Annotated in this window: 16 protein-coding genes; 5 read left to right on the top strand and 11 right to left on the bottom strand. The window is 44.0% G+C overall.

The features are described from left to right. Positions 1–20: 20 nt before the first annotated feature. From AC3WRW_RS21800 to AC3WRW_RS21830, 7 genes are read right to left on the bottom strand one after another with little or no spacing between them, the layout of a single operon-like run. Complete coding sequence (locus AC3WRW_RS21800; RefSeq protein WP_492548401.1) at positions 21–1,214, bottom strand: thiolase family protein; 1,194 nt, start codon at positions 1,212–1,214, stop codon at positions 21–23. Positions 1,215–1,241: 27 nt separating this feature from the next. Further along, complete coding sequence (locus tag AC3WRW_RS21805; RefSeq protein WP_492548402.1) at positions 1,242–2,390, bottom strand: acyl-CoA dehydrogenase family protein; 1,149 nt, start codon at positions 2,388–2,390, stop codon at positions 1,242–1,244. Positions 2,391–2,407: 17 nt separating this feature from the next. Beyond that, positions 2,408–3,184, bottom strand: a complete 777-nt coding sequence (locus tag AC3WRW_RS21810) for an enoyl-CoA hydratase/isomerase family protein (RefSeq protein ID WP_492548403.1) — start codon at positions 3,182–3,184, stop codon at positions 2,408–2,410. A gap of 26 nt (positions 3,185–3,210) precedes the next feature. Next, positions 3,211–3,894: a 3-oxoacid CoA-transferase subunit B gene (locus tag AC3WRW_RS21815; protein ID WP_492548418.1), complete on the bottom strand. Its 684-nt coding sequence runs from the start codon at positions 3,892–3,894 to the stop codon at positions 3,211–3,213. Next, the gene (locus tag AC3WRW_RS21820) at positions 3,875–4,558 is read right to left on the bottom strand and encodes a CoA transferase subunit A (RefSeq protein ID WP_492548404.1); all 684 of its coding nucleotides are present in this window, start codon (positions 4,556–4,558) and stop codon (positions 3,875–3,877) included. Before AC3WRW_RS21820 ends, AC3WRW_RS21815 begins: the two co-directional genes overlap by 20 nt. A gap of 19 nt (positions 4,559–4,577) precedes the next feature. Continuing rightward, positions 4,578–5,420, bottom strand: a complete 843-nt coding sequence (locus AC3WRW_RS21825; protein ID WP_492548405.1) for a 3-hydroxyacyl-CoA dehydrogenase — start codon at positions 5,418–5,420, stop codon at positions 4,578–4,580. A gap of 21 nt (positions 5,421–5,441) precedes the next feature. After that, a complete protein-coding gene (locus tag AC3WRW_RS21830; RefSeq protein ID WP_492548406.1) occupies positions 5,442–6,866 on the bottom strand; it encodes an NAD-dependent succinate-semialdehyde dehydrogenase in 1,425 nt (474 codons plus the stop codon). Positions 6,867–7,069: 203 nt separating this feature from the next. Between AC3WRW_RS21830 and AC3WRW_RS21835 the strand changes: the two genes are divergently transcribed. From AC3WRW_RS21835 to AC3WRW_RS21850, 4 genes are all read left to right on the top strand, one after another. Then, positions 7,070–7,966 (top strand): LysR family transcriptional regulator, encoded by an 897-nt coding sequence (locus tag AC3WRW_RS21835; RefSeq protein WP_492548407.1) that lies wholly within the window; start codon positions 7,070–7,072, stop codon positions 7,964–7,966. Between the two features lie 134 nt (positions 7,967–8,100). Next, positions 8,101–9,225, top strand: coding sequence for an amidohydrolase family protein (locus AC3WRW_RS21840; RefSeq protein ID WP_492548408.1), 1,125 nt, complete (start codon positions 8,101–8,103; stop codon positions 9,223–9,225). 31 nt (positions 9,226–9,256) lie between these two features. Then, positions 9,257–9,622: a Rieske (2Fe-2S) protein gene (locus AC3WRW_RS21845; RefSeq protein ID WP_492548409.1), complete on the top strand. Its 366-nt coding sequence runs from the start codon at positions 9,257–9,259 to the stop codon at positions 9,620–9,622. A gap of 77 nt (positions 9,623–9,699) precedes the next feature. Next, entirely contained in the window at positions 9,700–11,109 is a 1,410-nt protein-coding gene (locus AC3WRW_RS21850; RefSeq protein ID WP_492548410.1) for an MFS transporter, read from the top strand. 130 nt (positions 11,110–11,239) lie between these two features. Here AC3WRW_RS21850 and ppdK read toward each other — a convergent pair whose 3' ends face one another. From ppdK to AC3WRW_RS21865, 3 genes are all read right to left on the bottom strand, one after another. Further along, positions 11,240–13,921 carry a pyruvate, phosphate dikinase gene (ppdK, locus tag AC3WRW_RS21855; RefSeq protein WP_492548419.1) on the bottom strand — a complete coding sequence of 894 codons (2,682 nt, stop codon included), beginning with the start codon at positions 13,919–13,921 and terminating at the stop codon, positions 11,240–11,242. A 180-nt stretch (positions 13,922–14,101) separates the two neighbouring features. Then, positions 14,102–14,290 (bottom strand): hypothetical protein, encoded by a 189-nt coding sequence (locus tag AC3WRW_RS21860; RefSeq protein WP_492548411.1) that lies wholly within the window; start codon positions 14,288–14,290, stop codon positions 14,102–14,104. A gap of 95 nt (positions 14,291–14,385) precedes the next feature. Then, positions 14,386–15,552: a phospholipase D-like domain-containing protein gene (locus tag AC3WRW_RS21865; RefSeq protein WP_492548420.1), complete on the bottom strand. Its 1,167-nt coding sequence runs from the start codon at positions 15,550–15,552 to the stop codon at positions 14,386–14,388. Between the two features lie 192 nt (positions 15,553–15,744). On the opposite strand from AC3WRW_RS21865, the gene AC3WRW_RS21870 reads away from it, so the two are divergent. Next, positions 15,745–16,107, top strand: a complete 363-nt coding sequence (locus AC3WRW_RS21870; protein WP_492548412.1) for a hypothetical protein — start codon at positions 15,745–15,747, stop codon at positions 16,105–16,107. Positions 16,108–16,200: 93 nt separating this feature from the next. On the opposite strand, the gene AC3WRW_RS21875 is transcribed toward AC3WRW_RS21870, so the two are convergent. Then, positions 16,201–20,982 (bottom strand): alpha-L-rhamnosidase-related protein, encoded by a 4,782-nt coding sequence (locus tag AC3WRW_RS21875; RefSeq protein ID WP_492548413.1) that lies wholly within the window; start codon positions 20,980–20,982, stop codon positions 16,201–16,203. Positions 20,983–21,252 lie beyond the last annotated feature (270 nt).

Raw genomic sequence — 21,252 nt, forward strand, 5'->3', positions numbered from 1 at the left:
TTTGCTCCCTTAAACATGAATTAAACTCTCAAATTCTCCACAATCGTTGCCAATCCTTGACCGCCACCGATGCATAGGGTTACTAGGCCGTATCGACTACCCCGACGCTCCATCTCATACATGAGCTTGGTCATAAGAATCGCCCCGGTGCCGCCGATCGGATGTCCAAGTGCAATCGCCCCACCGTTTACATTCAGCTTTCTCATATCGATATCAAGCTCTTTCACAACGGCCAGCGATTGCGCTGCAAAGGCTTCGTTTAATTCAATTAAATCGATATCATTAAGTGTTAAACCTGCCTGTTTGAGTGCCTTTAACGTTGAGGGAACCGGACCAATTCCCATAATTTCAGGCGATACGCCTGCAGCGGCATGAGCGACGATACGGAGTCGAGGTTTCAATCCTCTTTTTGCCGCTTCTTCTTCTTCCATTAAGACTAATGCCGAAGCGCCATCGTTTCTACCGCTGGAATTTCCCGCTGTAACGGTTCCGTTTTCTTTAAAAACAGCTTTGAGCTCTGCCATTTTTGCCATCGTCGTGAGCCTTGGGTGTTCATCTGTATCAAAAACAATCGTTTCTTTTCTTTTTTTCATCTCATACGGTACAATTTGTTCGCGGAACTTGCCATCACGAATGGCTGCTGCTGCTTTTTCCTGGCTTGAGAGCGAGAATTCGTCCTGCTCTTCACGCCCAATGTTATATTGAATCGCTAAATTTTCAGCGGTCATTCCCATTGTGAGGTTCCCGTACACTTCAATAGGCTGCGCTCTCGGTTGACTTTCTGTATTCGGATCCACGATTTCTGCATTGCCTGCTTCATAGCCATAACGCGCTTTTCTTAAATAGTAGGGAGCGTTGCTCATACTCTCTGCTCCGCCGACTACCAGAATGTCTGAAGTACCGCACATAATTTCCTGTGCTGCGCTATTGATCGCTTGAAGACCAGAAGCACATTGACGATGGACCGTGTAGCCAGCTACTTCAATCGGCAATCCTGCTCTAAGCGCAGCCAATCGCGCTAAATTAGGTTGATCTGAGCTTTGCTTGGCATGACCCCATATGACTTGATCGATGTCTTTCCCTTCGATACCCGTTCTATTGAGAACTTCACGAATCACTTTTTCGGACAAAAAATCCACTTCAATGTCTTTTAAAGCACCACCCATTTTCCCGATCGCGGTTCTGACTCCATCCACAATGACAACGTTTCTCATAGAAAACTTCCTTCTCTCGTTTATTTATTAGGAGAATTCTCTCTTTAGCTCGCCAGCGATAATATTTTTCTGAATTTGTGAAGTTCCTTCGTAAATCGTGGTGATCCGTGCATCGCGATAGAAACGCTCGATTGGAAAATCTCGCATATATCCGATGCCTCCATGAATTTGTACAGCGTTTGCCGCAACTCGATTGTACACTTCAGAGCCGTACAGCTTGGCAATGGACGCTTCTTTGACAACACGCATGCCCTGATCGCTCATCCAAGCGGCACGGTATGTCATCGACCGAAGAACTTCGATCTCCATTGCCATATCAGCCAGCAAATGTTGAACAGCCTGCTGTTCGAAAATCGGTTTGCCGAATTGCGTTCTTTGCATAGCGTAGGCCATGCTCATTTCCAATAGTTTTTCACAGGAGCCTAAGTTTCTCGCTGCAAGCCCTGCACGGCCATTCGCCAAGATTTTCAATGCGTTGACATAACCCAATCCTTCGGTTCCAAGCACATTTTCTACAGGGACCTCCATATCTTCAAAGAACAATTCCGCCGAATGGGAACCGCGCAGACCCATTTTCTTCTCCACCGAACCCAATTTAAATCCAGGGAAATCCTTTTCCACGATAAAAGAAGTGATTCCTTTGGCGCCTTGGCTAGGGTCAGTTACAGCCATTACTGTAAATACATGTCCGCATACCGCGTTCGTAATATAATGCTTAGAGCCGTTAATGATGTATTTATCGCCTTTTCTTACAGCCGTTGTTTTTAAATTAGCCGCATTGGAGCCGGCGCTAGGTTCAGTTAAAGCAAAAGCGCCGATCCATTCACCTGAAGCCATTCTCGGGAGATATTTTTTCTTTTGCGCCTCTGTTCCAAGATCTACGATGCCAACGGAACCAATCCCGGTATGCGCACCGATTAACGTAGTAAATCCGTTATGCGTCTTTCCGATTTCTTCGTAAATAGCGCATTTCCCAATCATATCCAAGCCTAAACCATCGTATTCTTCAGGAATGCTTAAACCGAATAGCCCCATCTCCTTGGACATTTTTACGATTCTTTCCGGAATTTCGTCATTCTCTTCAATTTCCATCGCCGCTTTTTCTACTTCATCTTGAACAAAGTCACCAACTGTTTTAACAAGCAGCTTCAAATCATCGGATAAATTAAAATCCATCTTCCCCACTCCTTTTTCTATTTACCTTTAAAATTAGGCTTGCTTTTAACTAAAAAGGCTTGCGTGCCTTCCCGCTTATCCTCGGATCCCATGAGCACTGTTTGGGCGAGCTTCTCAAGGTATAAGGCTGTCTCCATATCCAGATCCGCACCGCGATGAATCACGGCTTTGGCAAGTCGAACTGCAAGCGGTCCCATAGCACTGATTTTACGCGCGTATTCATAAGCGACATCCATAAGCTCTTCCTGGGCTGCGGCCCGGCTAACAAGGCCTATTTGTTCCGCTTTTTCAGCGGTGATCATATCGCCCGTCAGAATCATTTCAAGCGCCTTCCCTTTCCCAACAATCCTAGAAAGCCGCTGTGTTCCGCCAGCACCGGGCATAATGGCTAAAGTTAATTCGGGTAAGCCCATCTTCGCATTCGTCGCCGCAATTCGAATATCGCATGCAAGGGCTAACTCCAAACCCCCGCCGAGCGCGAATCCGTTAATGGCGGCTATTGTCGGCTTTTCGTACATTTCTATCTTTCGATACGTAGCTGTCATATTGGGAAGCAGCGCCTCGACCATTGTCCTTTTATTCAACTGGGCGATATCCGCTCCGGCAGCAAACGACTTTTCACCCGAACCGGTAAAAATAACAACGCGCACATTCTCATCATAGATCCACTGGTCCAGGACACTTTCTATTTCTTGCAAAGTATGTATATCCAAAGCATTTCGCAGCTCCGGTCTGTTTATGGTGATTAATCCAATCCCATCTTCGACCTTAGTTAACAAGTTTCTGACGTTCATTTGCCACCTCATTTCAGTCAATCAGCTTAGACGGACATTACTTTTACACCTTTGGCAACTTCGAAATTTGCGCTTGTGTACTGCCTAATATCCTCTAAAGAACAATCCTCTGCTATTTCTTGCAAATACAGCTTACCGTCGAGAAGGGCAAACACCCCTTTTTCCGTCACAATTTTCTCCGCAGTCCGAATGCCGCTTGTCGGGTAAGTCAGCTGTTCTACAATTTTAGGTTTCCTATCTTTATTGACATGGGTGATGGCAACAATAATTTTTTTCGTATTGGCAACCAAATCCATCGCTCCGCCTACGCCAAGAATATCTCTACCCGGTATAGCCCAATTGGCAATTTCACCTTTTTCGCTTACTTGAAGCGCCCCCAAAACAGCTACGTCAATATGTCCGCCACGAATCATGGCAAACGAATCTGCGCTTGAAAAAATCGATGCGCCTTGATCTAACGTTATAGGGTGTTTGCTTGCACTAATTAAGTCCATATCGATATCTTCTTTGGCTGGAGTTGGTCCCATTCCTAATACGCCATTTTCAGATTGCAGGAAAACCCCATGATCCTCCGGCAAAAAATCTTGAATTAAAGTTGGAATACCCACACCTAGATTTACAACCATACCTCTTTCCAGCTCCAAAGTGATTCGTCTGGCTATTCTCTTTCTATATTGGACTTCATTGCTTTCAATTAGAGTGTTCAACATATTCACCCCCTACTTTTACATATCTGTCATTAATGACGATGATATCTACGAAGGAATGAGGCGTAACAATCTGTTCCGGTTCAAACGTTCCTACTTCAACAATCTCATCTACCTCTGCGATGACGAGATCTGCAGCGGTGGCCATAAGCGGATTAAAATTCCTAGCCGATTTTGAATAAATCAGGTTTCCCAGTTTATCTGCTTTATAAGCCTTAATTAACGCAACATTCGCACGAATGCCTTCAATTAAGATGTATCTTTCTCCATTAAAAACTCTTTCTTCTTTCCCCTCAGCCAGTGAAGTGCCCACCGCTGTTTTCGTATAAAAACCGGCAATGCCTGCTCCGCCACTGCGAATCGCTTCCGCAAGCGTACCTTGAGGTATGACTTCAATCTCTAATTCCCCTTGCTTCCAGGCTAGAACAGCATCGCGATTGGAGGTGAAGTATGAGCCGACTACCTTTTTAAGATGCTTGGAGATTAACAGCTTTCCCAGACCCTTTCCCGTTTCCCCCAAATTATTGCTAATGACGGTAAGATGTCTAGCCTTATCCTGCTCGGTAATCGTATCGATTAACGTGAAGGGAGTTCCGCAAAGACCAAAGCCGCCAACTAATAGCGTGTCTCCGTCCTTAATGTGTTCTATCGCTTGTTGAGCTGACATCAATTTGGGACAATGGGCACTAATATTCATAAAAACCAGCTCCCGATTTGCGACCCAAACGTCCCGCTTTTACATATTTAATGAGTAAAGGACACGGGCGGTATTTTTCGCCCAATGTTTTATATAAATACTCCATGTTCCTTAACCTCGTATCCAATCCGACCAAATCGGCTAATTCAAGAGGTCCCATGGGATGATTTAATCCCAGTTTCATCGCCTTATCGATATCGCTGGCCGACGCCACGCCTTCCATTAGCATGTTCATCGCTTCGTTGCCGATTAAACAATTCATCCTGCTTGTCACGAAGCCGGGAAATTCGTTGACTTCTACGGTTTCCTTGCCGATCTTCGATGCGAACGCTTTCACAAAATCGACAGTTTTATCCGAAGTTTGCAGTCCCCTTACGATTTCAATCAGCTTCATTTTATGAACGGGATTGAAAAAGTGCATCGCGATACATTTATCCGGTCGTGATGTTGAAGCCGCAATTTCTGTCGGACTCATCGTGGAAGTATTCGTGGCAAGAATCGTATCTTCCCCGCAAAACTCGTCTAGTTTCTTGAAGATATCCAATTTCAATTCCATTAATTCAAATACGGCTTCAATGACGATCTCGACGCCTTTCACCGCTTCAGACAGGTTCGTCGTATAAGTGATTCTTTGCAGCGCTTTTTCCGCTTCATTTTTATCCAAAAAGCCCTTCTCAGCGCTCTGATTCATCGTTGATGTCAAGTATTGAGCAGCCTTCTCCAAGTTTTCACTCGAAATGTCGTTCAACCTTACGTTAAAGCCTCCAAGCGCTGCTACATAAGCAATGCCTCTCCCCATCGTTCCCGCACCGATCACACAAATGCTGCTCAAATGATAGCCCCCTTCATCTTGTTATTCTTTAATTAGAACGGATGTCATTTTTATAACGAGATAATCATCGAGCCCTTCGCTCCCGCCTTCTCTGCCTAATCCGCTTTCCTTCATACCGCCAAAAGGAGCTTGAACAGAAAATGGAAACGGATCATTGACCCCTACCATTCCATACTCTAACTTTTCCGACATCCGATGCATTCTCGACAAATCATTGGTATAGAAGTAAGAGGCTAATCCATATTCAATGGCATTCGCTTTCATGATAACTTCTTCTTCGGTATGAAAACGGATTAATGGGGCTACCGGACCAAATGTTTCTTCATGCACAATTTTCATGCCTTCTTTTACTTCGGTGATTATAGTAGGGAGGTAAAAATGTCCGTTGCCATATTGCCCTGCTGTCAGCTGTTTTCCTCCGTAAATGATTTTGGCTCCTTTATTTATCGCGTCCTCAACCTGGTCATGCACTTTATCGATCGCCTGTTGATTGATCATAGCGCCGATCTGATTGGATTCTTCAAGACCGTCCCCGACCTTCATTGCTGCAACCTTGACGAGGAAACGAGCAGCGAATTCATCATAAATGCTGTCGTGTACGTATATCCTGTTCGCACATACGCATTGCTGACCGGCAGAAGCAAATTTACTTTGAATGGCACCGGCAACGGCCAAATCAAGGTCTGCATCTTCAAACACAATAAATGGGGCATGCCCTCCAAGCTCCATGGAAACTCGCTTAACGGTGTCCGCCGATTGACGAATCAATTGTTTGCCAACTTCCGTCGATCCGGTAAATGAGATCTTACGGACATCTTTACTCTCCATGAGCGCTTTGGCGATTGGTGCGGATTGCCCGATAACTAAATTAACAACACCTTTTGGAAAACCGATTTCATCAAATATTTTAAATAGTTCTACGGCAGATAGAGGAGCTTCCTTGGATGGCTTAAGGACTACCGTGCAGCCAACCGCTAGCGCAGGTCCCAGTTTTCTAGCGATCATCGATAACGGATAATTCCATGGTGTAATGGCGGCTACAACCCCCACCGGTTGTTTCTCCACGCTTATGCGCTTATTGCTAAAAGAGGATGAAACCGTTTTCCCATAGACTCGGCGTGCTTCCTCCGCGAACCATTTAAAAAAAGCAATTGCACTGCCCACTTCATAACGTGAATAATGAATGGATTTACCCATCTCTTTCGTAATCACTTCGGCCAATCGTTCGCGATTCTCTTCTAATTTTGCCACTACCTTGTGCAAGTAAGCCGCTCGCTCTTCAGCCGTAACTCGTGACCATGCCGGAAATGCTTCAGCTGCCGCTTGAATAGCCTGTTCCGTTTCTTCATGACCTACGGTATAAACCAGATCAACGATTTCGCCAGTTGCAGGATTCGTTACTTTTAATTGTTCATTTGATTGGATCCATTCACCGTTAATATACATATGTGGTTTCACTTCCTTTTTATCTTGTATATAAGCCACTAAACGAATTATATATCTTATCATATATGATTTCAATATAAATTTCTTCCGTTATAAAAAAACTGCTATTTTTTTCAACAACTTCCGTTACTTTCATGAAAGGGTTGAGTTTCATGCGATACTCTTGTACACTATTCACAAAATTAAAGTAAGGGAGAAGAGAAATGGAGCTAAGGAATCTAAAGTCCTTCCAGATTACTACCAATCTACAGAGCTTTACGAAGGCTGCGGAGTATCTGAACTTTACACAGCCGACCGTTACTGCTCAAATCCAAATGCTCGAACAGGAACTAAAGCAGCCTCTATTTTATCGAATTGGTAAAAAAGTATCGTTAACGCCTGCGGGAAAAATGTTAAAGGAGTACGCCGATCAAATTTTCACAATCATCGAAGCTGCTGAAAAGAATATCTCGGAGCTCTCACAATCTACAGGAATCATCACGATTGCTGCGGCAGAGGTCTACTGTACCTACTTCTTCCCATTTATTATTTCAAAATATGTAAAGTTGTCTCCCGACGTACAGATCAAACTATTTACTTGTCATAGCAACGATGTGATCCGAGGAGTCGAATCCAATGAATACGATCTAGGCGTTATCTCTGGCGAGCATCACAAAAATGGCGTAATGAATTACTCCCTCGATGAAGAAATGATCCATCTGGTCGTTTCTAAAGAGCTTTTTGAAAATTACAGCTTTGAAGAGCTCCTTCATAATTTCCCATTAATCAAGTATAACGATCATATCAAAGGTTATTATTCGACTCAGCTGGACAATTGGTTAGCCGAATCAAAAGTCAAAATAAAGAAAGTCATCGAGTTTGGAAGTGAAGAAGCCGTCAAACAAGCTGCTAGAATTCATCTTGGTATCGCATTAGTAGCTTCCAGCACTGTTTCGGAGGAGCTTCAATCGGGTGAGCTTGTACCTATCGTTTCGGGAGAAGAAAACAAATATAAATCAAAAACTTCCCTCATTTCCTTAAAACAAAATGCCAATTCTAAAGAGTTACATACATTTATAGACACAGTCCGGTCATATTGGTTAGTAAAAAAATGCAAGTAAAGTTTTATTTGAATATGTGATCGATTGAAAATAGCTATGCCTTTCATAAATTCTGTCAATTTTACATGAATTCCAATCGTTGCTACCTTGAACATATAGCTTCAATGATGAAGCACGAAAGGATGGTGTAAGAAATGACCGATGTATCAACGAGAGAAGAGCCCAAGAGCTCAAGATTAATGATTGATGCGGATGTTCATCCAAGCATCGATAATTTGCATGATTTGATTCCCTACATGGATAAATCATTGCAAAAACGTATGCGCCTCGGCGAATACAAATTTACGAGTGGCGGATATTGCGCAGGCGAGTTTACCATCCCGATACAACGCTACGAAAACATTGGCCCTTTGCGAGGCTTTCGCTTGGATGCGATACCGCCTAGCGGTAAAACTCCCGCCTCCGATTGGGAGTATCTTGTAAAGGATTGTTTGGAACGCTCGAACGCCACATATGCCATTCTCAACGCGGGTGAAGGAACGATGGCAGCCCATTACGATGTCGATCTGGCAGCTGATTATAACAGTGCCTACAATGATTGGCTATACCACGAATGGGTAAAAAAGGACAGCCGTTTCCGAATGACACTGAATGCTACGCCTATGGACCCTGTTCGAACAGTTCAAGAGATCGAACGAGTCGGGAAACGACCTGAAGTAGTTGGCATCAACCTTCAATGTACGAATATTCCGCTTGGAAAACGTCATTATTATCCGATCTACGAGATTTCCGAAGCATATGGATTGCCCATTGTTCTGCATCCAGATGCAGAAGGTGCAGGCGAGTATTCACCAGCTCAGGCAGTGGGTCCTGCATCAACGTATATGGAATGGCATTCTTCTCTAGCCCTTGTGGCAATTCGTCAAGTAATGAGCTTGGCATGTGAAGGGGTATTCACCAGATTCCCCAAATTAAAATTTGTCTTTCTTGAATACGGTTTCTCTTGGATACCTAGTGTCATGTGGAGGCTTGATAAAAATTGGAAAGCTTTGCGTGAAGAAATTCCATGGGTAAAGGAACTGCCGAGCGAGCTCATTCGTCGCAACGTCCTTCTTGGCACCCAACCTTCTGAAGAACCTTTTCACCCAAAAGACTTGCTGTCTGTCATCGAAATGGGCAAAATGGAAGATATGCTATTGTTCGCAACGGACTACCCGCATTGGGATGGAGATCCGTCAGCTGTAGCCTTCCGCATGTTCCCACAGGAATTACGGCACAAAGTATTTTATGAAAATGCTAGAAGAACTTTCAATCTGTGATATGCACCCACCAGAGAAAGGAGCATTACGAATGTCGGAGCGTAGTCGCCACGTAGTTTGTGAAGAGAATGAACTTCAGTCCGGAGAAGGTACTGTCATTAAAGTAAATGGCTTAGAAATTGCCGTAAAAAATGTTAACGGAAAATTGTATGCGTTTCAAAATATATGCCCTCACATGGCCGTCCCTCTGGTGAATGGATTTGTATCCGGCACTATGCTGCCTTGTGAACCGCATCAGCACGTTTACGGCTGTGAGGATGAAATCATTAGATGCCCTCTTCACGGTTGGGAATTCTCATTGGAGACGGGAAAAACGTTGTTTGATCCCGACCGCGTCAAGTTACGAAAGTTTGAAGTGGTCAAAGAAGGTTCGTCAATCGTACTGTTCACTAAATAGCGAACATAAATTTAAGCGCTTTCAGATCATCTGGAACACCTGGGATTCATTTTTGAAAACATATAGGGGGCATGTGGATGAGCAGAGTAGGGACGTTCAAATTAGATGACGCGCCTTTAAACAAATTTCACCTCAGAATAAGTGCCCTTGCCTTTGGGGCGAATTTCTCAGATGGCTACGCCATCGGAATCATTGCAGTCGCACTTTCGATCATTGATACGGATATGAATATATCCCCACTCTGGAACGGACTTTTAGGAAGCGCTGCATTGCTTGGACTATTTTTCGGAAGCTTGATACTCGGAAGATTGTCGGACCATATCGGAAGACAGAAGATATTTATTACGAATTTCTTTATTATTGCTGTGGCCTCTTTGCTGCAGTTCTGGGTTACGGATCCGATTACCCTTTTTATCTTGCGACTCGCAATCGGGTTCGGTCTCGGTGGGGATTATGCTGTTGGGCAAGCTCTGCTCGTAGAGTTCATTCCTAAGAAATACAGAGGTTTTCTTCTCTCCTCCACCGTGGTGATGTGGACGGTCGGATACGTTGCTTCCAATGTGCTTTCATATTACATGAATCAACTAGGACCTCACGCTTGGCGTTGGATGCTAGTAAGTGCAGCACTCCCGGCTTTCCTCGTCCTTTTCATGCGAATTGGAGTTCCTGAATCGCCAAGATGGCTCATGAGCAAAGGCCAAAAAGAGAAAGCGCAGCATATTGTTGCCAAACACATCAGTCCAAACGCCATCATTGATGAAACTTCTCAAACGAAAGAAATATACAGTTACTTAAGTTTGTTCAATAAAAATCTTTGGAAACGAACGGTATTTGGAAGCTTATTTTATTTCTGCATGGTTGTGCCCTATTATGCCATCTATACATTTTTGCCGAGCATATTAGACAGTCTTCGGCTTGAATACTCTTTTGCGGTCGACTTGCTGCTAAACCTGTTCTTATTAATTGGTGGTGTTGTGGGCATTTGGATGGTGGAAAAATCCTCCCGCCGAAAGCTCGCCATCAATACCTTTATCGTGATGGGAGTTACTTTGCTTCCGCTTGGCCTGTTGGGCAGCTCGTATCAAATGATACAGATCGTTTGTTTCGTCCTGTTTACCTTTCTTATATCTGCCGTTTCCAATCTGACTGCTGTTTATCCTGCCGAGCTCTTTCCCACTGAGATTCGCTCAACTGGAATTGGTTTCGCTACGGCAGTGAGCCGTATTGGCGCCGCAATCGGCACTTTCTTTCTGCCCATCACGCTCACAGCGTTTGGCTTACAGGCGACCATGCTTGGATTGGTCGGAGTGATCGTCTTCGGTGCGATTATTTCGATAGCTTGGGCACCTGAAACAAAGGATTTGCCACTCGATCAAGTTAGTGATCCGAATCTGAACACAAATCAGTTTAACGCCGCAGCAGTTACCTTACATAAGCTCGATATCGATCATAAAACGATCTTGCCACCATCAAGTAGAGAGCATTAGACAATAAGCACCCTTGGTTCGGTTTTCCACTGAACTAAGGGTGTTTTGTTTTTGAAATATAGCAAAACAAGATACCCTTTCCTCGAAAAAATCGAGATAAGGGTATCCTGAGTATATTGAAGGACTCCAATCAAACTACCTGAGTGATTTGAATCTCACTAGGATTTCCATGTAGAATGAATGCTTGTGCTGCAGCTATGCGTGCCAAAGGAATTCGGAAAGGAGAACAACTCACATAGTCTAATCCTGTCAAATGACAAAAGATAATCGACTCTTTATCCCCGCCATGCTCGCCGCAAATACCTGTTTTTAAAGCCGGCTTAATAAGACGCCCTCCACTTACAGCCAATTCAATTAGTTGTCCGACACCATCTGTATCTAACACTTGAAAGGGGTTATGCGGAAGCAGCTTTTGATCGACATAATGGGTTAGAAATTTCCCTTCCGCATCATCACGGCTGTAGCCATACGTCATCTGTGTCAAGTCATTTGTGCCAAAAGAGAAAAAATCGGCATGAGCCACAATTTGACGCGCCGTAAGCGCTGCACGTGGCACCTCAATCATCGTCCCTACCTTGTAAGGGCAATCTCTCAGCTTATCATTCCCCAACACCTGTTCCGCAACGCAATCAACAAGCTCTCTCAGAACTTTAAGCTCATTCGAATGGCCAACTAGCGGAATCATAATTTCAGGGACAACCCGAATCCCTTTGTTCATACACCTGGAAGCCGCACGGAAGATAGCCTCAATCTGCATATGATAGATCTCTGGAAAAACAATGCCCAATCGGCATCCCCGCTGCCCTAGCATAGGGTTAGTTTCGTGAAGCGTTTGTACTTTGCGCAGAAGATCTGCCGTCGCTTCTCTTTCCGAATCTGACCCACCTGCTTCATACGTCAGCTGTATATGTCTTTTTTGCAGTTCCTCGAGGTTAGGTAAAAACTCATGCAAAGGCGGATCCAGTAGTCTTATCGTTACCGGAAGACCCTCCATCTCTTCGAACATGCCTTCAAAATCCGATTGCTGCATGGGAAGCAGCTGCGCTAGCGCATTCAGTCGTTTCTCTTTATTATCCGCCAGGATCATTTGTTGAACGACAGGCAAACGAGTCGGAGAGAAAAACATATGCTCTGTCCGGCATAATCCGATCCCTTGCGCACCTAATTTTCTGGCGGTTTTGGCATCTTCCGGATTGTCTGCATTGGCGTAAACTTTCAGTGTTCGAAGCTCATCCGCCCAACTTAGTACAACGAGCAGCTCATCCGTCATTTTGGCTTCTCTTAAAGGCATAGCACCTACAATGACGCGTCCGGTTGCACCATCAAGCGTAATCCAATCGCCTTCTTCCACGATCCTGCCTCCGGCTGACATGCGCTTATCATCAAGCATAATTCGGACTTCTTCGCATCCGCAAACGCATGGTTTACCCATTCCTCGTGCTACGACAGCTGCATGGCTTGTCATCCCGCCACGGCATGTCAGAATGCCTTCCGAAGCAATCACACCGTGGATATCTTCCGGAGTCGTTTCATTTCTTGCCAGAATGACCGTCTTACCGGCTCGGTTCCACTCTGCCGCAGTGTCTGCGTCAAATACAAGCTGCCCAACCGCAGCACCCGGAGAAGCCGGAAGTCCTTTGGCTATCACATCCTTGATTGCCTCTTCATCAATTCCTCTATGCAAAAGCTGATCAAGATGGGACACTTCTATGCGCCCAATCGCTTCCTGCTTCGACAATAAACCTTCATGAACCAAATCAACGGCAATTTTCAACGCAGCTTGCGAATTTCTCTTCCCATTACGTGTTTGCAGCAAGTAAAGCTTATTATTTTCAACCGTAAATTCGATATCCTGCATATCTTTGTAATGCTTCTCAAGCTGCTTGGAAGCCCGAAACAATTGCTCGTAAATCTCCGGCATCTCATTTTTCAAAGCGGCAATCGCAAGCGGAGTCCTAATACCGGCTACGACATCTTCTCCCTGCGCATTAATGAGATATTCACCGAAGAAAGTGTTCTCACCCGTAGATGGATTTCTTGTAAAAACAACGCCAGTCCCACAATTCCCTCCCAAATTGCCGAAAACCATGCTCTGAATGTTGACTGCTGTCCCCTGATCATCTGGAATCCGATTGATTTTCCGGTAAATCTGCGCTCTTGGGTTGTTCCAGGACTTGAACACAGCCTCAATGGCCATTCTCAATTGCTCGTCGACTTGCTGCGGGAAAGCACTACCCGTTTTTGCCAAAATGCACGCCTTGTATTCCTGAATGAGAAGCTTCCAACCGGAAGCCGAAATATCTTGATCTTGCTCAGCGCCTTCTTTCTCTTTCAATTGGTGCAATAGCCGTTCGAAATGATAGGATTCAATGCCCAGAACCACGTTTCCAAACATCTGCATCAAGCGACGGTAGCAATCGTAAGCAAACGTTTCATTGCTTGTAAGAGCTGCCAGTCCTCTCACCGTGATGTCATTAAGTCCAAGGTTCAGAATGGTATCCATCATGCCTGGCATCGAGCTTACAGAACCCGATCGTACAGATACCAAAAGAGGATTTGCAGCATCTCCGAACAATTGTCTTTTTTGTTTCTCAAGCTCTTTAAGCGCTGCTGAAATTTGATCAAGGAGCTCATCAGAGATTCGATTACCGACCTTAAAAAAAGTTAAACAAGCCTCCGTCGTAATCGTAAATCCTGGAGGTACAGGAAGGCCAGCCCGAGTCATTTCAGCTAGATTGGCCCCTTTTCCTCCAAGTAGTGTTTTCATTGAAGCGTCTCCCTCTTGGAACAGCAGCACTTGTTTCTGAGTCATCATTTGTTTGCCTCCCTGTTTTTTTCGATACATGTCATGTTAGTACACAAAACATAGCATTTTTTATACCCACCCAATATTTAGGATGTAATAAATATAACATCATTTCATATATGATACAATATATTATTTGAATATCGATATAGCACACAAGAAAAAAAGCCGCTTCGTCTGAGCGGCCTAACATTCCGGACTTATTAAACTTATTTTCACGTCTGTGGCGCCTTCTTTTTCCATAACGATCTCTTTCGCTTTTTCAACGATCTCCGACTCCACATCACTATCGATTTCTACTTGAATTGACCCGTTGTATCTATCTGTTGTCCCCTGACCAGGCTTGGTAAAGTAATAATCAATCATGTATAACATCCCGCGAGCGCCTCCTGAAATTTGGTGTTTATGCATTATTCATTCTAGACAATGTGTTGCAAATACATAACTTTTCTCCCTCAATAACAAAATCGTTAAAGATAAAAAGAGACAATCGAAATTGTCCTCTCCAATAATCGGTCCCATCTATTAAATTCATCGAAATAAGTATCAGAAATACGCTTTGATATCCGAAATTCATCCTGTAGCTTTTTCTGGATCTCAGCTATAATCGGTCCATCGTATATGGAGCATACCGATTCTTTATTCAGATAGAAGGTGCGAGTATCAAAATTAGGGGTACCCGTTATCACATACTTTTCATCAATGCACATAACCTTTCCATGAAAAAAACCGTTCTGATATAAATAAATTTCCGCCCCATGTTTCAAAAGCTCTCTTAAGTACGGGTATGCAGCTTGTTTGATCAAAGGGAAATTGCTATTAAGCGGAACTAAAATTTTTATAGCAACTCCTCGTTTTCTTGCCGCTAGCAGTACATCCTCCATTTGCTTTCCTGGAATAAAATAAGGAGTGGCAATCACGATCGAATGACTTGCCGTCATTATCCAGTCCTGATATCGCTCCGCCAATCCTTTTCCGTCCGTAAAAAAATACTCATAGCGCGTATTTCCATTTATAGGGGAGCTAGCATGAACTGGAAAGCTTTCACCCGTATTATTTTCCCAATCAAGCAGAAATTGTCTTTCCATCTCTTGAGCGCCGTCACCACTGATCCGAAAGTGATAATCCTCCCAATGACCCAATCGCTTATCTTGATCCAAATGTTCCTTTCCCATATTAAAACCGCCAATATATGCGGTCGTCCCGTCAATCACAATCATCCGTCGATGATTCCGATTTTGTAAAGTATAGAAGAAATGAGGAAACTTAGGCTTACCGCTAAACGTAAACTGCACCCCAGCCTTACGTAATCTTTCTCGCATCGATTTCTTAAACAGAAAGCTTCCCATTCGATCTGTCGATAACTTGACTTCGACCCCTTGCTTTGCCTTGTCCTCCAATAAACTAAGAAATTTATTACTAACTTCATCGTTTCGGATAATAAAAAAATGAATATAAATGTACGCTTTCGCTTTTTGAATATCGGAAAAGAGCGAATCATACAAATCTTGCCCCTCGTTATACATCTGAAAATCGGCATAGTGGAAAGCACTTTGTTTTGCCGCCTCAGCTTCTTGGACGCCCTCTTCAATGTCCAGATACACCCATCCTATGATTAAAAATAATAATAAAGGCATAAATAATACCTTTTTCACTCAGAATTCTCCTTTTTTGTGATTACTATTATCAGGAAAGAGAAATTTTATGCAGGAAAATTATTTTTCTAAAATATAGCGGTCTCTACTCTACCACCTATTTTCCAGTTCTACCCAATCTAAAGAAATAAGGTTCTCATATGTTATTGTATTAAATGCTCGGAGGTGATCTCTTTGTTTCAATTAAACGGAATCGTCGGCGGCAGACCCACAAATATCAATGTAGGTGGACGAAAAACTATTCTTCTGCAACAGATTGTGCTCGATGTAAAAAAGGGCCAAAAATTAATTTTAAAGGACATTAATTTCTTGTTCAATAATGATGCCTTCGCCATAAAAGTGGAAGCCCAACCTTCACCTGGTACTTTCATTGCAAGAGGCGGTGCAGGAGATTTGAGCCCCAATAAAATATTGTTTAATAACAATACAGGGGATGAGGTTCGTATTTTTTTATTAGTGAGTGCAATCAATACTGCGCGTAATTCTAGAAGTTTAAGCCGCTCTGACAGCTGGCATTTGACATTGGTGAGACGTTAAAAATCATTACCTAAAAAAAGGTACAGCCTCCTCATTTTATTGAGCAGCTGTACCTTTGATGTATTAAGAAATTTTTTCAGCAGCCTCTGTCATTCATTGGAGTTCTTGCAAGATCCTTTGTGCCACTGCTACCAGATCCTCCAGTCCGATCTTACCATCTCCGTTGATGTCTGCCACCTTCGCCGATTCCCAATCTGTGTCGTCTTTCGTTTTGCCGTAGTACTTGGCTACGAGCGCCAGGTCCCCGATGCTTACTTTACCGTCACCGTTAATGTCCCCCGGATTCGCGGCAGCAATCCGAACTGTATGGGACGCCCCTTTTGCTGACACTTCATTGCCTAAGCGATCCCCTAACACAGCCTTTGTAAGGCTTACCGTACTTGAAGCAGACTGTGTCACGGAATGGGACAACCAATTTAACTGCAGCAAATCACCGTCTGCCTTCACTGCATGATCCGCTCCTAAACTTGCTATGAGGATGCGAACCTCTCCTGGCTTTCGAACGTCCGTTCGGACGACTTCAACGCCATCTAGAAGTGACTTGGCCGAAACAAAGTCCAGCATGTTCGGATCATAGTTGATCGTTAGATCTTGTGCGAAGACCCCCTGCTCCGCTATGGAGTCTGTACCGGACAAACCGTATTTTAAGGTCCATGCTTGGCCGGAATTCGCGCTATCGCTTCCAGTTAACGAAGTCGTGAGCTCTTTATCGGAATTTATGCGGTACACTTCAATTTCTGCAAGCTGAACTCGAAACCGGTCTTTTAAATTAGGACCTTCATCCGTGGTCGGCAGTCCAAGTAATGTGGTATTGATTTGGACATACCTTGCACGTTTCATATCAAACGTATAAATTTGCGGCTTTCCTTGTGGATTGGCCTGCCCTGTAATCGTTTTCGCAACCACATAACCGCCAGCTTCCGGCTTAACTTGAATCGTGAAATCCGTAGGGAAGTTAGGCGTTAATCCGCCTTCAGCTAGAGCATCTGTCCTCGGATAAAGCCGAAGCTGATTAAACTCGACATCTTTCCCCAAATCAATTTCAATCCAGTGAGGGCTATTCGTTATATCTCGCGATGGATATCCTTTGGATGTATATCCTTTGACACCTTCACTACCCGTGTTACCGGTTGAAATTTGGATGCCATCCGTTAAATAAGCCGGAGACCATTGTGACGCACCTCCATCGCTATTGATTGCCTTCACGGATTTGTTTAACGCTAAATTGTCAGCAGCGAAGTCAAACTTAGCTGTTAGCGACAGGTCAGTGTTCAATGTAATATACAGCGGATTATTCGTTCCAATGATGCCCTCCGTCCAGCCCTTAAATGTATTATTGCTGGATGGCAGAGCCTCAATAATAATATCCGTTCCTTTATCAAAAATTTGCTGGTAAGGCAAGGAATACAGAGCCCCGTTGATCTTAACCTGACCATCCCCGTCCTTTCCAATCTGAAGCTTAGCTTCTTTGCGGACATCGTCAGAGTTATGGACAGTAATTTCAGCCAACTGAATCCTGTATGAATTCGCTGCACCCTCATCACCGGCAGGCAATCCCAGTTTCGTTGTGTTGATCTTTATAAATCTGGCATGTTGTAATTCAAATGGATACACCTGAACTTCCCCTTGTGGATTAGGCTGCTCTGTAATTTTCTTGGCGGTGATATAGTTGCCGTCAGTGGACTTCACTTGAATGGTGAAATCCGTAGGGAAGTTAGGCGTTAAACCGTCTTTCGTGAGGGCATTCGTTCTTGGGTAAAGCCTTACCTGATTAACGTCCATTTCTGCTCCCAGATCAATTTCAATCCAATGAGGGGAGCTGCTAATATCGCGGGACGGGTAAACATTGGTTGTAAAACCGCTAACCGATCCCGTAGAAGTTTGGATGCCGTCAGTCAAATTGCGGAAACTCCAAGCGGGAGGAATCTCCAGACTATTGTTTGTTTGTACCGCTTTCCCAAGTGCCAGGTTAGGAAGACCGATAAATTTATAATTAGCGCTCAGTTGAAGGTTGCGATCCATCCGAAGGGCAACGGGGTTCGTCGAACCGGTAATATCCCCCTCCCAACGTAAGAATGCATAATTCAGTTCATCTTTCGGCAGCGCCTCTACGGTAATGGATTCACCCTTATCAAATAACCCCCTGTAAGGAATGCTATATGGCTCACCATTTATTTTCACGATGCCGCCTGTATTTTGACTGCTGCCAATTTGTAATTCGTAGTATTTTTCACTTTCGACCGGCCTAAATTGAGCATTCAACGTCTTATTGCTATCCATTTTTACGGTGATAGATTGTATAGAACTTGCCAGACTGCCGTCCCAACGGCTGAACGCATTCCCTGACTCTGCAATCGCTTCCACTAGGACTTCTTCGCCTTTTGTGAATATCCCGTTATACGGTATAGAAACAGCCGCTCCGTTAATTCGTATGCTGCCTCCCTTAGCTTCATTGATCGCAAGGGCGTACTTGGCATCGGCAGGACCCGACTCTTTGATGCTTGCATTAAAATGCCATTTTCCAGGAATCACGTTGAAATAAACATACTTCTCATCATTGGACTCATAATGGATACCTTCAAGCTGACCGACAAATCTTCCATCCTCCCAAATGACTTGATCGCCCGCCGATATTGTCGTATTGTCAGTTCCAAACCGCGGGATACCGATTCTGGCTAAGGTCTGATCGGGAGACACAACAGACATATGGAATTCGGAGGAGCTTTTGTCTATGCTTACCTTAATTTCACCTTTGAGGGTAGGAACAATAGTGTCCACCTTATTCAAGGTTCCCAATTTCGGAACAACCTCGTATTTGGCATAACCAGGATCAATAGGCGAAACTCCTGTTACATATTTCGACATGATCGTCAGCGGATGGCCGGACCAAGCGTGATTTTTCGTTCCGTCATTTTTGTTCCATTGCTCCCACAAGGTTGAATATGAATCATTGACCATGTCCGCGTAACGAGATTTCATCCGTAGTAACGCTTCTTTTTCGTCTCCGATTAAAAATAGAGCTTCCAGCACATATTTTTCCATGTATGGACTGGCATGAAACTGAGTTTGGAAAACTTTCTTCAGCTTTGCATACTCGGAGCTGTCGGCTAAACCAGCAACAACGGCCAAAGCATTGCCCCGGTCATCGGTAGCTCCGTTATAGCCTGGGGATCTATATTCACTTCCATTCCAAAAGACGCGATTAAAATTTTTCTCGATACTGGCCATTTTCATCCGGTATAAAGAGACGTCCGCACGATTGCCTGTCAGCTCCGCCATCTTCAGAGCACTGTCAAGCGCGATATAATACCATCCATTGGTAATTAGCCTTTGGTCGACCTCCGATCCCCAATCACTCCAATCCCAAGTACCTGTCCGGTGAATGACCAGACCCTCTCCGTCGAATTCGTATAAACCCAAATATTGCTTAACGCTCGGATAAGCATATTCAATCAATTCTTTATTGCCGGTGTATTCATAATGAGTCCAAAAAGCCATGACGCCAGCCAACATTTGAGCCGGAAGCTCAAAAAAATTCAACCCATACGGAGAAATCGTCGGATATGCGCCTTGCGGGCTTCTCCATTCAATGATGTTGCTCATCCCTTTTTCAGCTAATAAATACGCATTCGTGTCCAAGGAATAATAAGACATTTCCATCTCGTTTACAGCGTCTCCCCACCACTGAGCACGTTCTCTATCAGGACAGTCCATGTAATTGTCTCGCATAGTTATATAAAGGGTTCTTAGCGATTTTTGCCACAGCTTATTCAAGAAATCGTCATCGGAAGAGAATGAGCCTTTAAATTCGGTGTTATAGCCGGTTTCCCTAAACTGCAAGGAAATAATTTCCACACCTTTGGGAATCACATACTTGATCTCTTGTCCATTCATCCATCCCAAGGACTCATACTCTTGGATTCCCTCTTTGGTCAGATAAGTGGCTCTTATCGCAGGACCTGCCGGTACGTTGTAACTGTCAGGCTCCATTAGGATCGTTTTGCCCGCTGGAGCTTTTACCTTTAAATACGGCGTGAATTGTGCATTGTAAGGCAACTTTGCAGTGATTACGCTTCCATCGCTCGTCTTAGGGAAAGACTCTGCGTTGATATAATCCTTCAAACCATAATCCTTAAACATAGGAATGGGTCTTTTCCACAAATCATTCCACGGCGCTGTAGGAGGCGCTCCCAGTTCAACTGCGTTCCCCCAGTTTGAATCATCCGCATCGCTTTTATACCATTCTCCCAGCTCATCTCTTGCATCATAAAATACGTTGCTCTCCGAGAGTCGATAGTTGGGCTTCACAGGATCATCTTTGTAGGCTCCGTTTAATTTCACTTTCCAGGTGTGATCGCTCTTTAGCAGCATGCCGTCCAGCTCCGATTCGAAGAGGAATCCGCCCTGTCCGCTGCTTTTATGGGAGAATCCGTCTACACCGAAATACGTCACTAAGACAGCTACCGTATTCTTTCCACTTTTTAGATATGGGGCAATATCGATTTCATCGTAGTAAGTATCCTCCGGAGCAGGTCCTCTCTTTAAACCTCCTTCAAAAACGACAAGCTGGTCATTCACCCAAAGCCAATATTTCGAGTCAACCGCAATTTTTGTTTTCGCGCTGTCCGGTTTTTTTTCTAATTGGAATGTTTTACGAAAACTCATCCACGTATTCGATTTGCTTTGTTTGGAGTCCCAAATCCATTGCGCCTTCCAATCATGATTTACCCATTGGCTTTTCCAATTATCGGCATTCGCCTCCTTCTGCTCCGAGGCTTGAGCATTCATACTTCCCACAGACATTACGGATATACATAGCGAGAAAATCATAGACATCACTACGACGATAGAAACGTACTTTTTACGGAAACGCATACAAATCCCTCCAAAATAAAAATACTTACATGTTTACTTGCTCATTCTAAAAATGGCAGCTCCTCCCTCTCGAACCTGCTTAATTTGTACTTATTCTCAATTTATATCATCGAATAATGGCTTTCATATAGTCATATAATCTTTAGATAGGGTATACAGATTAAAGAGGTTTCGAGCCGCCGGCTTATAACTAATGTCTCGGCAATACAACAGACAACGGCAGCCGGTTATGTACCGGCTGCCGTGTTTTGCTTATTAAACTATTGTTTT

It is taken from the genome of Paenibacillus sp. FW126-R14, assembly GCF_058789495.1.

Bases quoted from the DNA above. Each gene is read 5' to 3' on its own strand.
- AC3WRW_RS21800 (WP_492548401.1), bottom strand. From the start codon at position 1,214: ATGAGAAACGTTGTCATTGTGGATGGAGTCAGAACCGCGATCGGGAAA.
- AC3WRW_RS21805 (WP_492548402.1), bottom strand. From the start codon at position 2,390: ATGGATTTTAATTTATCCGATGATTTGAAGCTGCTTGTTAAAACAGTT.
- AC3WRW_RS21810 (WP_492548403.1), bottom strand. From the start codon at position 3,184: ATGAACGTCAGAAACTTGTTAACTAAGGTCGAAGATGGGATTGGATTA.
- AC3WRW_RS21815 (WP_492548418.1), bottom strand. From the start codon at position 3,894: ATGTTGAACACTCTAATTGAAAGCAATGAAGTCCAATATAGAAAGAGA.
- AC3WRW_RS21820 (WP_492548404.1), bottom strand. From the start codon at position 4,558: ATGTCAGCTCAACAAGCGATAGAACACATTAAGGACGGAGACACGCTA.
- AC3WRW_RS21830 (WP_492548406.1), bottom strand. From the start codon at position 6,866: ATGTATATTAACGGTGAATGGATCCAATCAAATGAACAATTAAAAGTA.
- AC3WRW_RS21835 (WP_492548407.1), top strand. From the start codon at position 7,070: ATGGAGCTAAGGAATCTAAAGTCCTTCCAGATTACTACCAATCTACAG.
- AC3WRW_RS21840 (WP_492548408.1), top strand. From the start codon at position 8,101: ATGACCGATGTATCAACGAGAGAAGAGCCCAAGAGCTCAAGATTAATG.
- AC3WRW_RS21845 (WP_492548409.1), top strand. From the start codon at position 9,257: ATGTCGGAGCGTAGTCGCCACGTAGTTTGTGAAGAGAATGAACTTCAG.
- AC3WRW_RS21850 (WP_492548410.1), top strand. From the start codon at position 9,700: ATGAGCAGAGTAGGGACGTTCAAATTAGATGACGCGCCTTTAAACAAA.
- ppdK (WP_492548419.1), bottom strand. From the start codon at position 13,921: ATGACTCAGAAACAAGTGCTGCTGTTCCAAGAGGGAGACGCTTCAATG.
- AC3WRW_RS21860 (WP_492548411.1), bottom strand. From the start codon at position 14,290: ATGTTATACATGATTGATTATTACTTTACCAAGCCTGGTCAGGGGACA.
- AC3WRW_RS21865 (WP_492548420.1), bottom strand. From the start codon at position 15,552: ATGCCTTTATTATTATTTTTAATCATAGGATGGGTGTATCTGGACATT.
- AC3WRW_RS21875 (WP_492548413.1), bottom strand. From the start codon at position 20,982: ATGCGTTTCCGTAAAAAGTACGTTTCTATCGTCGTAGTGATGTCTATG.